At 39.0% G+C, this 12,662-nt stretch carries 11 protein-coding genes and 1 riboswitch; of the genes, 8 read left to right on the top strand and 3 right to left on the bottom strand.

Annotated elements, in window-relative coordinates:
* Window positions 1–6: 6 nt before the first annotated feature.
* A complete protein-coding gene (locus tag F0Q01_RS07210; RefSeq protein WP_090487808.1) occupies window positions 7–798 on the bottom strand; it encodes an N-acetylmuramoyl-L-alanine amidase in 792 nt (263 codons plus the stop codon).
* 104 nt (window positions 799–902) lie between these two features.
* Window positions 903–1,086, top strand: a riboswitch (Lysine riboswitch).
* 62 nt (window positions 1,087–1,148) lie between these two features.
* Between F0Q01_RS07210 and dapA the strand changes: the two genes are divergently transcribed.
* The 7 genes from dapA (at window position 1,149) to F0Q01_RS07175 (ending at window position 8,826) form a co-directional block, all read left to right on the top strand.
* The gene (gene dapA, locus F0Q01_RS07205) at window positions 1,149–2,033 is read left to right on the top strand and encodes a 4-hydroxy-tetrahydrodipicolinate synthase (RefSeq protein ID WP_090153893.1); all 885 of its coding nucleotides are present in this window, start codon (window positions 1,149–1,151) and stop codon (window positions 2,031–2,033) included.
* Window positions 2,020–3,558, top strand: a complete 1,539-nt coding sequence (locus F0Q01_RS07200) for a Na+/H+ antiporter NhaC family protein (RefSeq protein WP_090487807.1) — start codon at window positions 2,020–2,022, stop codon at window positions 3,556–3,558. The genes dapA and F0Q01_RS07200 overlap by 14 nt, the downstream gene beginning before the upstream one ends.
* A 189-nt stretch (window positions 3,559–3,747) precedes the next feature.
* Window positions 3,748–4,224, top strand: coding sequence for a KdsC family phosphatase (locus F0Q01_RS07195; RefSeq protein WP_090487805.1), 477 nt, complete (start codon window positions 3,748–3,750; stop codon window positions 4,222–4,224).
* Window positions 4,209–4,985 carry a TraX family protein gene (locus F0Q01_RS07190; RefSeq protein ID WP_090487803.1) on the top strand — a complete coding sequence of 259 codons (777 nt, stop codon included), beginning with the start codon at window positions 4,209–4,211 and terminating at the stop codon, window positions 4,983–4,985. The genes F0Q01_RS07195 and F0Q01_RS07190 overlap by 16 nt, the downstream gene beginning before the upstream one ends.
* Before the next feature lie 155 nt (window positions 4,986–5,140).
* On the top strand, window positions 5,141–6,496 hold the full coding sequence (locus F0Q01_RS07185; protein ID WP_090487801.1) for a uracil-xanthine permease family protein: 1,356 nt from the start codon (window positions 5,141–5,143) through the stop codon (window positions 6,494–6,496).
* Between the two features lie 54 nt (window positions 6,497–6,550).
* Window positions 6,551–7,189, top strand: coding sequence for a uracil phosphoribosyltransferase (gene upp / locus F0Q01_RS07180; protein WP_090153883.1), 639 nt, complete (start codon window positions 6,551–6,553; stop codon window positions 7,187–7,189).
* A 113-nt stretch (window positions 7,190–7,302) separates the two neighbouring features.
* Entirely contained in the window at window positions 7,303–8,826 is a 1,524-nt protein-coding gene (locus tag F0Q01_RS07175) for a flotillin family protein (RefSeq protein ID WP_090153881.1), read from the top strand.
* Window positions 8,827–8,950: 124 nt separating this feature from the next.
* On the opposite strand, the gene F0Q01_RS07170 is transcribed toward F0Q01_RS07175, so the two are convergent.
* Window positions 8,951–9,832: a serine O-acetyltransferase gene (locus F0Q01_RS07170; protein ID WP_090487799.1), complete on the bottom strand. Its 882-nt coding sequence runs from the start codon at window positions 9,830–9,832 to the stop codon at window positions 8,951–8,953.
* Between the two features lie 244 nt (window positions 9,833–10,076).
* Here F0Q01_RS07170 and F0Q01_RS07165 point away from each other — a divergent pair, with 244 nt between their 5' ends.
* Complete coding sequence (locus F0Q01_RS07165) at window positions 10,077–11,735, top strand: methyl-accepting chemotaxis protein (protein ID WP_090487796.1); 1,659 nt, start codon at window positions 10,077–10,079, stop codon at window positions 11,733–11,735.
* A gap of 48 nt (window positions 11,736–11,783) precedes the next feature.
* Here the strand turns inward: F0Q01_RS07165 and metF are convergent, their stop codons facing one another.
* A complete protein-coding gene (gene metF / locus F0Q01_RS07160; RefSeq protein ID WP_090487794.1) occupies window positions 11,784–12,635 on the bottom strand; it encodes a methylenetetrahydrofolate reductase [NAD(P)H] in 852 nt (283 codons plus the stop codon).
* Window positions 12,636–12,662: the final 27 nt, after the last annotated feature.

Below are 12,662 nucleotides of genomic sequence, written 5' to 3'. Positions count from 1 at the left end.
TGTTTATTATTTAAGAGCTAACCCGTAATATTTTGCAATGCCTGTTGCATCGGCAACACCAAGCTGTTGATACTGCTCTGGAGAGCTTAAGTGATTTACTCTGTCTGAATAATTGGTGCAGAAAGCATGCTCAACAATAATACATGGAATTCCAGAAGTCTTTGAACGATTAATAAGGGCGTAGTAGTCCTTGGCAGAGCCATCTGGATATGTGCCAGAATCAGAATCGCGAGTGACAAGACCTGTGCCATTTGGGCAGAGCTTCCAGTTGTTAACCTGAAGGCCTGTACCTACAAGCTCATTTAGAATAGAGCTACCAAGATTCTGTCCAACTACACAGTAAGATGGCTTGTAGTTAGGATTTGGAATAATTATCTTGGAACCGTTTTGTGAAGCATCTAAATCAGGGTCATAGTCATTATGAAGGCTGACGATTACATTTGCCCCAACAGATTTGGCATAATCAACACGACCTGTTAGGCAATCAGATTTTGAATTCTGATCAGCTCCGTATGGGCAGTCAAAACCGTAGCGAGTCATATAAACTGTTACACCAGAATATTTCTCAAGCTCCTGCTTGCAGTAGTAGGCGATGTAGAGGTTGGCAAGGCCTTCCTCGAAATTTTCATAGTGACAACCTATATGAGTGCTGTCGTGTCCTGGATCTAAAACAACTACGATATTTTTTGAAGTCTTGTTAGATTTGGCTTCTGAAGTAAAGTCATTGCTGACAAAAAAACTAACTGATGCCGCTAAACATAGGGCTAAAGATATGCATTTTTTAAAGAATAATCTCATAACAAATCTCCTTGTATATTTTCCATAATTTTATCATCAAAAAAGGGTATTATCAATTTTTTGTTGACAGGTGCCAACTGAAGTTGTACTATGAGGGCAACTTAATAAGAGATAGAGGTTGCGGGAGACATTAGTAATCTCATTGATGGGACAGGCCCATGTGATATGAGATGAAAGGGGATTTCGCCGAAAGAGGATACCGCCTGTAGGTGTTTGATCTTGGGCATATAGTTAATAGCTGTATGACTGTCATTTATAGTTAATTATAGATGGGGAGCTATCATAATCGTAGACATTTATTAGCTGACCATCTATGTATGGTCAGTTTTTTTATTACTTAGGAGGATAATATGAGTATTTTTAACGGTGCAGCAGTAGCAATTGTAACTCCATTTAATGCAGATGGTTCAGTTAATTATGAGAAGCTTGATAATCTTATTGAATATCAGATTAAGAACAGTACAGATGCAATTGTTATTTGCGGAACAACAGGCGAGGCTTCAACACTTTCTCATGAGGAGCATTTGGATGTTGTTAGACATTGTATCAAGACAGTAAATAAGAGAGTACCAGTTATTGCAGGTACAGGTTCAAATTCAACAGAGACAGCTATCTATTTATCACAGGAGGCCGAGAAGGCTGGTGCAGATGCTGTACTTCTTGTAACACCATATTACAACAAGGCTACACAGGGTGGTCTTTATGTACACTTCAAGGACACAGCAGATGCAATTAACATCCCATGTATTCTTTACAATGTACCTAGCCGTACAGGTTGCAATATTTTACCAGAGACTGCAGTTAAGCTTGCAAAGGATGTTAAAAACATTGTTGCTATCAAGGAGGCATCAGGAAATATCAGCCAGATAGCAAAGCTTGCTCACTTAGGTGCTGGTGTTATTGATATTTATTCTGGTAACGATGATCAGATCGTTCCTATTATGTCACTTGGTGGAATTGGTGTTATTTCTGTATTGTCAAATGTGGCACCACAGCAGACACATGATATTTGTCAGGCTTGCTTCGACGGAGATTTCAAGAAGGCAGCTCAGATGCAGCTTGATGCACTTCCACTTATTGATAGCCTCTTCTCAGAAGTTAATCCAATTCCTGTTAAGAAGGCACTTAATTTAATGGGCTTTGAAGCTGGACCACTTAGAAAACCACTTACAGAAATGGAAGAAGCTCATGCGAAAATCTTAGAGGAGAACATGAAAGCTTATGGAATTTACTAATACAGTTTGGTCTTTACTTCCACCATTAATCGCGATTATTCTCGCCCTTATTACAAAGGAAGTTTATTCATCTTTATTTATAGGTATATTTACAGGTGGATTGTTATACGCAGGATTTAATTTAACCGCTGCTATGCAACACATCTTTGTTGATGGCATGATTGGTCAGCTTTCAGACAGCTGGAATGTAGGTATTCTTATTTTCCTTGTTGTTCTTGGAAGTATGGTTATGCTTATGAATCGTGCCGGAGGTTCGGCAGCATTTGGTAAATGGGCCGTTACTCACGTTAAGACAAAGGCAGGAGCACAGGTAGCTACAATTGTCCTTGGTATGCTTATTTTTATCGATGATTATTTTAACTGCCTTACAGTAGGTTCAGTTATGAGACCAGTTACTGACAAGCATGGCATTTCTAGAGAAAAGCTGGCTTATCTTATTGATGCAACAGCAGCACCTGTCTGTATCATTGCTCCTATTTCATCATGGGCAGCAGCAGTTACAGGCTTTGTTGATGGAGCTAATGGACTTTCACTTTTTATTAGAGCCATCCCATACAACTTCTACGCATTGCTTACACTTGTAATGATGTTTTCTATTACATATATGAAGTTTGACTATGGTGCTATGAATTTAGCGGAGCTCAATCACAGAGCACAGCTAAAGGAAAGGAAGAAAAAGGATGCTGCCAGCCTTACAGGTGCAGAGGATCAGCCTCACCCACCTATCTCTGAAAAAGGAAAGGTTAGCCATCTTGTATTTCCAATCATCTCTCTTATTGTGTGCTGTATAATCGGCATGATTTATACAGGCGGTTTCTTTGAGGGAGCTAGCTTTATTGATGCATTCTCTAATTCAGATGCTTCAGTTGGACTTGTTTATGGTTCAGTAGTTGCACTTATTATTACTATTGTTTTCTACCTTATAACAAGAGTGCTTAGCTTTAATGAGTGCATGAATGCAATCCCAGAGGGATTCAAGAGTATGGTGCCTGCAATACTTGTTCTTACATTTGCATGGACACTTAAGTCTATGACAGATTCCCTTGGTGCAGCAGAGTATGTTGGAGGTATCGTTGCCAATATTGCTGACAATAGAGCACTTATGAGTCTACTTCCAGCGCTTGTATTCTTAGTAGGTATCTTCCTTGCATTTGCAACAGGTACATCATGGGGAACATTTGGTATTTTAATCCCAATCGTTGTAAATGTATTTGGCGGAGATGTAAATAACGAGCTTATGATTATTGCTATTTCAGCATGTATGGCTGGTGCAGTTTGTGGAGACCATTGCTCACCAATATCAGATACAACAATTATGGCATCTGCTGGTGCTGATTGTAACCATATCAGTCATGTAAGCACTCAGCTTCCATATGCATTTACCGTAGCAGCTGTATCACTTGTTTCTTATATAGTATCTGGATTTATTAGAAACTGGTTTGTTTGCCTTGTTATCGGTATTGCTCTTATGATAGGAACACTTCTTGTACTTAAGAAGGTGACTAAAGCAAAAGCTCAGGCCTAGTATTTTGGTAATTTTTAAATAATAGTGTCAAGGAAGGTCATAGGCCATAACCTTGGCACTTTTTTTAGTGGAAAAGGGCAGGTGGCACCTTAATAAACAATTGTATACAAAAATAAATCCCACAATCTTGGGGAAATATATTAAAATTGTTTATTAAGAGAGCAAATTGTTTTAAAGGAGTTTATTATAATGAAGGATATTAAATACCTAGTGTTAGATGTGGATGGCACACTTACAGATGGTTGCGTATATATGGGAGAAAATGGCGAGCTTTGCAAGGCTTTCAATATAAAGGATGGCTACGGTATTTGTCATCAGGCTATTCCAGCTGGAATCGTTCCAGTTATAATAACAGGTCGTACTAGCAATATTGTTTTGAATCGTTGCAAGGAGCTTGGCATTAATGAAATTCACCAGGGTATATCTGATAAGCTTGGAGAATTAAATGAAATTCTTGCAGAGCGGGGGGAGTCATTAAAGGATTGCGCATACATGGGAGATGACTTAAATGATTTACATGTAATGAAAGCAATCAAGGCAGCTGGTGGACTTATTGGCTGTCCTGCAGATGCAGCGGCGGGAGTTGTTGAATTAGCTGATTTCGTTTCATCCAAAGATGGCGGAAGAGGTTGTGTTAGAGAGTTTATTGAATGGATACTTTATTAATTAATAGAAAAGAAGGGATTGGCAATAGATTTGAGATTACAGGTACGGGGCTAAAGCTAATTGCAATATTGACTATGTTTGTTGATCATTTTGCTCTTGGACCACTTTCATCTTGGATTATTGAAAACATGCCTTCTATGTCGGCAGACACATATGCCTCCTATTACATTTTCTACCATGTGTTGAGAGGCATCGGAAGGATGGCTTTTCCTATATATTGTTATCTTCTGGTGGAGGGAGTGGACCACACTAGAAATATTAAGAAATATGCAGTGAGGATTTTGACAGTAGCATTGTTGTCGGAGATACCGTTTGATTATCTTTTCTATGGCAGATTTTTCTATTGGTATCACAACAATGTACTGTGGGTATTATTATTGGGATTGATTTGCCTTCATCTGTATAGTCTTGTTGAAAAATACGAGGCTAGTCTTGCTCTTAAAATGGTAATAATGTGCGTGGGAATGGCTATTGCGCATTTTACATTTGTTGATTATGGAGAGGCAGGTATTTACTGTATATGCTTGATGAGCATATTAAATGGGGAAGATTTCAGAACACGTATTATAGCTTTTATGGCAGGAGTGGGAGCATTAGCTGTTTTATCAAGCGCTATTGAATTGCTTGCCATGGCAATGGTTATTCCAATTGCCTTATACAGAGGAGAACGAGGAAGAGATAGCAGATTCCTTAGAAAATTTTTCTATCTGTTTTATCCCCTCCACCTTTGTTTATTAATACTTGTAGATTACTGTATTTAGATTTGACAATATTTCAAAAGGTGACAGCTTTTATCTGATTTATTAAGTGTTTTTAATCCTTTTTACGAAAGTCATCGGAGATATTGTACAAACCTAAATATAGTGATAGAATACTGAAAGTTTAAATAAAATTATATTTTTAAGGGAGGAAATTTATGAACACAAACGCACCTATCAAAGATGCATCCGTTCTCGGAGTGCCAAAAATGTTAATTCTTGGTCTACAGCATTTATTTGCTATGTTTGGAGCCACAATCTTAGTTCCAATCCTTGTTAACAATTACTTCGAAGGCGAAGGTCTTTCAATTCAAGTTACTTTATTTTTTGCCGGTCTTGGCACTTTATTTTTCCATTTATGTTCTAAATTAAAAGTTCCAGCTTTTCTTGGTTCCTCATTTGCATTCTTAGGAGGATTTCACACAGTTGCTAATTTACATACAGGCATGTTTAAGAATATGACTATGGGTGAGAAGCTTCCATATGCATGTGGCGGTATTGTTGTGGCTGGATTACTTTATTTGATTCTTGCTTTAATCATCAAGCTTGTTGGTATCAAGAAGGTAATGAAGTTTTTACCTCCAGTTGTAACAGGACCAATCATCATCTGTATAGGTCTTTCACTTGCACCATCAGCTATTACAAATGCTTCTCAGAACTGGTTACTTGCTCTTATCGCACTTGCCGTAGTTATCGTATTTAACATCTGGGGCAAGGGCATGTTTAGAATTTTGCCAATTCTCATGGGTGTAGTTATCTCATATGTATTTGCAATTATTTTCAATGCTATTGGAATGACAAATGCAGATGGCAGTGCAATTCTTGATTTTGCAGTTGTAAAGCAGGCAGCTTGGGTTGGAGTTCCTGATTTCTTCCTTTGCAAGTTCAATGTGCAGGCCATTCTCGTTATGGCACCAATTGCTATAGCTACAATGATGGAACATATCGGAGATATGTCAGCAATTTCTGCTACAGTAGGAGAGGATTTAGTTACTGATCCAGGTCTTCATCGTACACTTATAGGCGATGGTCTTGCATCATCTATTTCAGCACTTTTTGGTGGCCCTGCTAATACAACTTATGGTGAGAACACAGGTGTCCTTGAGCTTTCAAAGGTTCATGATCCAAAGGTTATTAGAATTGCAGCAGGTTATGCTATTGTCCTTTCATTTATTCCAAAGATGGCTGATATTATTGGTACAATGCCTACTGCCATCGTAGGTGGAATCAGCTTTATGCTTTATGGTATGATTAGTGCAATAGGTATTAGAAATGTGGTTGAGAATCATGTTGATTTTACTCACTCACGAAATCTTATAATAGCAGCAGTTATTTTGGTATGTGGCCTCGGATTTTCTGATGGACTTACATTTACAGTAGCAGGTACTGATATTACTCTTACAAGCCTTGCTATAGCTGCTATCGCAGGTGTTGTGCTCAATGCGATTATTCCTGGACGTGATTATGAATATGGAAATCCAGAGCCATATCGCTTTGATAAAGAAGGAATTTAATTATAAATGGGCGAACAACCCGTTAAAAGAAAATATTATTAGAGGAGGTTTCTTATGGAGAAACTTGAGAATGTTGTAGAGTTAACACACCCTCTACTTCAACACAAAATTACAATGCTCAGAGATAAGAACACAGGAACAGCAGAGTTTAGAGCCCTTGTAGAGGAGATAGCTATGCTTGAGGCTTTTGAGGCTCTCAATGATTTACAGACAGTTGATATCGAGTGCGAGACTCCTATTGAGAAGTGCATGGCACCAGTTATCGCAGGTCGTAAGATGGCCATTGTACCTATTCTTCGTGCAGGTCTTGGTATGGTAAATGGTATCCAGAGACTTGTACCTACAGCTAAGATTGGTCATATAGGTATGTATCGTGACGAGGAGACTCATGAGCCACACGAGTACTACTGCAAGCTTCCTAGCCCAATCGAAGAGAGACTTATCGTTGTAACAGATCCTATGCTTGCAACAGGTGGTTCAGCTATCGATGCTATCGACCTTATTAAGCAGCACGGCGGCAAGCGCATTAAGTTTATGGCTATCATCGGCGCACCAGAGGGAGTTAGAGCTCTTCATGAGGCTCATCCTGATGTTCAGATTTACATTGGACACATCGATAGAGAGCTTAATTCTGATGCTTACATCTGCCCAGGTCTTGGAGATGCCGGCGACAGAATTTTTGGTACAAAATAATTTAAAATATTTTGCACAAAAGTATTTACTTACTACTTAGGATGTGATATAAAATAACTGTTCGGAATTTTATTCGGACAGTTATTTTTTTTTCGAAAGAGAGGATATATGTTATGGAAACAGGATTAATTGCTTTAATTGCCATTATCTTATTAATCGTATTGGTAGTTGCGGCTGGTTACGTGAAAGCTCCACCAGATAGAGCTTACATCATTTCGGGTCTTAGAAAGAACCCTCGTATTTTAGTAGGACGCGCTGGAGTTAAGATTCCATTCTTCGAGCGAGTAGATAAGCTTTATCTTGGTCAGATGACAGTTGATATCAAGACAGAGCAGTCAGTTCCTACAAATGACTTTATCAACGTTAATGTAGATGCTGTTGCAAAGGTAAGAATTGGTACAGATGCCTCTTCAATCCAGCTTGCAGCAAAGAACTTCCTTAATAAAAACCCAGATCAGATTACTCAGGATTTACAGGATTCTCTTCAGGGTAATATGCGTGAAATCATTGGTACACTTTCTTTGAAGACTATCAACACTGATAGAGATTCATTCTCAGATCAGGTTATGGAGAAGGCTTCAAAGGATATGAACAAGCTGGGTATCGAGATTCTTTCATGCAATATCCAGAATGTAACTGATGAAAATGGTCTTATTAATGACCTTGGTATGGACAACACTGCTAAGATTAAAAAGGATGCAGCTATTGCCAAGGCACAGGCAGATAGAGACGTAGCTATTGCACAGGCTGAGGCTGACAAGGCAGCAAATGATGCAAGAGTTACAGCACAGACAGAAATCGCTGAGAAGAACAATGCACTTGCTATCAAGCAGGCAGAGTTAAAGCAGCAGGCTGATACAGCAAACGCTGTTGCCGATGCAGCATACTCAATCCAGCAGCAGGAACAGCAGAAGTCAATTGAGACTGCTACTGTAAATGCACAGATTGCTAAGGCTGAGCGTGAGGCAGAACTCAAGCAGAAAGAAGTTATCGTTAAGCAGCAGGAACTTGCAGCTCAGATTGAGAAGCAGGCAGATGCTGAGAAGTATCAGGCAGAGAAAAAGGCTGAGGCAGAGTTAGTTCAGAGACAGAAGAAGGCTGAGGCTGCTAAGTACGAGCAGGAGCGCGAGGCTGACGCTAGAAAGGCACAGGCTGAGGCTCAGAAGTTCGCAGCAGAGCAGGAAGCAGCTGGTATCAAGGCTAAGTACGATGCTGAGGCAGCTGGTATCGCAGCAAAAGGTAAGGCAGAAGCTGAGGCTATCAAGGCAAAGGGTCTTGCTGAGGCTGAGGCAATGGAGAAGAAGGCAGAGGCTTATCGCAAGTACAACGGCGCTGCTATGGCTGAGATGATGATTAAGGTTATGCCTGAAATCGCAGCTGAGATTGCTAAGCCACTTGCAGCAATTGACAAGATTAATATCTACGAGTCTGGTGATGGTTCAGAAGGTGGCGCTGCAAAGATCTCTGGCAACATGCCAGTAGTATTAAAGCAGGTATTCGATACAATGTCAGAGGCTACAGGCGTAGACCTTGCTGAAATCATGAAGGCTAATACATACGACGCTAAGGTTAACAAGAATGTTAACATCAACGGCGCTGATGTAGCGGTTGTTACAAAGAAAGATGATGAGAAATAACTAGATTATTAAAGCCTTCCCAATAATTTATATATAGCTCAAATCCCTTCTGGATTAATTGTCCGGAAGGGATTTTTTATACCAAAAAAGGAGTTGCAATTAAGCAACTCCTTGATTTTGAAAATTATTTTACGTCGTAATAGATTCTAGATTCTGGTGGAACAGACTCTGTGATAAATGTAGAACCACCGATAATAGAGTCATGTCCGATGACTGTGTCACCACCTAGGACTGATGCATTAGAGTAGATAGTAACATTGTCCTCGATAGTAGGATGGCGGCGAACCCCACGTAAATTCTGACCACCTCTAGTGGAAAGGGCACCTAATGTAACACCCTGATAAATCTTAACATTTTTTCCAATGACAGTAGTCTCACCAACTACGATACCAGTTCCATGATCAATAAAGAAGTACTCGCCGATTGTTGCACCAGGATGAATATCAATACCTGTATTAGAATGAGCATACTCTGTCATGATACGTGGAATGATAGGTACTCCAAGTAAATAGAGCTCATGAGCTAATCGATAAATGGTGATTGCAAGTATTCCAGGATAGGCAAATACTATTTCATCGATTGATGTAGCAGCTGGGTCTCCATCGAAAGCAGCAGCAAGGTCAGTATCTAAAAGAGCACGTACCTTTGGAATACGCTTTAGAAATGCAAGAGATAGCTCCTCAGCTTTTGTGGTGCATATCTCCTCGCAGCATCCATCAAAATCAGGACGATAGCAAAGTATAAGAGATATCTGCTTGTTAAGGTTGTAGACAACATCTTCCATTAGAGTGTTTAGATTGGTCTCTACATTATATACTTTGTAGACGTGATCTCTGTAGTAACCAGGGTAAACAATTCTAAGGAGCTTTTTTGTGATATCAATAATGCTATCCTTATTTGGCTGATGATAAGTGTCCATCTTATCAATAGCTCTGTCTGATTTGTAATCTTTAATCAGTTCTTCGGTAATCTCAAGGATTTCCTGTTCAATTTTTTTACCGTCCATAATTTCCCTCAATCCTATAAAATCAATGCTTTTTTTATTGTAACACATAACAATTTTTATTGCTTGAGATTTTTAATCAAGTAAATCCAAGTGTGAAAAATCAGCGAGAATAATGTTATAGATAAATGTTGCACGGCAGAAATTAAATCACGAGTAACATTTGTGCACATTTACTATTTTCAAACCTATAAAAATTGTGTATATTTTCCTAGTTAAAAAATAGAATAGAAGGAATGAGTATATTATGAAGGTCAAATTTTCAATAAAAAAGGCCCTTATAGGCATGGTTCTTATCATGCTTTCACTTTTAGGGGTAATCAATTTATTATATAGCTTATATAATTTGCGAGACGGAATGGAGCATGAGGCTATGAGAGGTATTGAGGCTTCTTGTAACACTTATGTCACTATTTTGGAATTGACTACATTTGATGAGTCTGTAGAAATGCATAGTCTAGAATTTCAGTTACACAAGGATTCAGGCTATGACTACTCATTAATTCTCGATGATACAAGAGAACGTTCTTCAATAGACGAGATAGTTGGAACAAAGGTATCTGATGAGGTGGTTGAGGCTGTTCTTAAAAATGGTGAGAGCTATAGCGCTAGCAATGTAGATATAGGTGGTGAATTATACTATGTTCACTATGAGCCACTTGTTCATAATACAAAGATTGTTGGAATGGCATTTGTAGGTCTTAAGAAGTCAGATATTTGGGAATACGTAGGAGTAAAGACTCGTGCTATGGTCATAGTTTCCCTTTCTGTAATGGCTATATTAATTAGCATTTCGATTTTTGCAGCACTTAAAATTGCAAAGGCTATCAAAATAAATGTGGAAGCAGTTAATAAGCTTTCTACAGGAAATCTTGATATTAATATTCCAAAGAAAGTTGTTAATAGACCAGACGAGCTTGGTCTTATGGCACGTTCTGTTAATAATCTTTCTGAGAAGCTTCAGTCAGTAATCGGTAATGCTAGAAGTTCTTCTAGTGAGCTTGATGTATCAGCAGAGTACTTATCTCAGACAGCAGAGAATATTTCAATCACAGCTGACAATGTATCAAGTGCTGTTGATCATGTGGCAAATGGAGCTACTAGCCAGGCTGAGTCCCTTCAGGAGGCTGTAACTAGCGTGGAAGAGATTAATGATGCTATTCAGCTTATAACTGATAACACCAACCATATGAATGATATAGCAGAGTCAATGCAGAATAGCTCACAGACAAGCTCAGCAGCATTGCAGGAGCTTCAGACATCCACTGAGGAGGCCATTGAAGCAATTGATGAAATCGTACAAAAGATAGCAAAGACAAATCAGGCTGTTGGCTCTATTAGTGAGGCTGTAGAGGTAATTGATTCAATTGCAGCCCAGACAAACCTCCTCTCATTAAATGCAAGTATTGAAGCAGCAAGAGCTGGTGAATATGGTAGAGGATTTGCAGTTGTAGCTAATGAAATTCGTGATTTGGCAGATAAATCTGCAGCAGCTGCAAAGAATATCCAGGAGACTATGTCTATTCTTTCAAATGATTCTGAGGCAACTATGGAGAACGCAGGAAGTGTTCAGGATTCTGTAGCTAAACAGGGTGATGTAATCAGTAAGACTATTGATTTAGTAAACGAGATGATAGTTAAAATAGATGAATCACTTACTGTTACAAATAAGATTGCAGAGAGTGTTTCAATATCAGATCATGCAACAAAGGTATTTGCAGATACAATCAATTCTCTTTCAGCTATTTCGCAGGAGAATGCAGCAAGTACAGAGGAGACAAGAGCTTCTATGATTGAGCTTTCAGAGACAGTGAGTCAGTTGTCTGAGAAGGCTAGCAACTTAAATGATATTTCAAAGATTCTTGAGAAAGAAATGTCATTCTTTAATGAAGAAAGCATTGCATAAAATATGCGCCTGACCAATAGAATGGTCAAGCGCTTTTTCTATAGTAAACTATATAGATTTGCAAATGATTTCAGTCATCTTTGGCTTGTTCATGCAATAGAGATGTATGTGACCCATACCGCATTTACGTAGGTCTCTAATCTGGTCAATTGCATATTCGATACCGGCCTTCCTCATGTCTTCTGGGAAGTCGCCGTATTTTGCACATATATCGGCAAGCTTTTTAGGAACAGAAGAACCTGCAAGAGTAACAGTGGAACCAATTTGCTTTGCTGATGTGATAGGCATGATACCGGCTACTATTGGCACGTGAATTTCAGCTTTGTCGGCACGCTCAACAAAACGATAGAAGTCAGCGTTGTCGAAGAAAAGCTGAGAAATGAACATTTTTGCGCCCATATCCTGCTTCATTTTCATGAAAGCCAAATCTGAGTCAATAGACATAGCCTCAGGATGCTTTTCTGGATAGCATGCTGCCGAAACATCTAAATTGGTATTAGTATTTAAAAATCGAATCAAATCAGTGGCATGTGGGAAAATTCTCTTAGCAAACTGCTCATCCGACATATCTCTTGGCTTGTCACCTCTGAGAGCCAGTACATGAGAAACTCCACTTGCCTCTAAATCTTTTGTAACTTCAAGAATGTCATCCTCTGATGAGCCTACACAAGTCATGTGGGCCATAGCGTCAATCTTTAAAGTATTTTGAATATAAGAAGCAATCTCAACTGTCTTTTTCGAACGGCTTCCACCTGCACCGTAAGTAACACTGATGAAATCTGGGTTAAGCTTTGCAAGCGAATCTAGAACGTTGTAGCAATTATCAAACTCATCATTTTTTTTAGGAGGAAACACCTCGAAAGACATAGATGCATCCCTACTTAACATTTCTCTAAACATTTTTGTCTTTTTTTACCCTTCTTTTGT

Source organism: Pseudobutyrivibrio xylanivorans (genome assembly GCF_010906925.1).
Lineage (GTDB): Bacteria > Bacillota > Clostridia > Lachnospirales > Lachnospiraceae > Pseudobutyrivibrio.
Note: the sequence above shows the minus strand (reverse complement) of the source record. Positions and strands in the feature narration are given on the sequence as shown.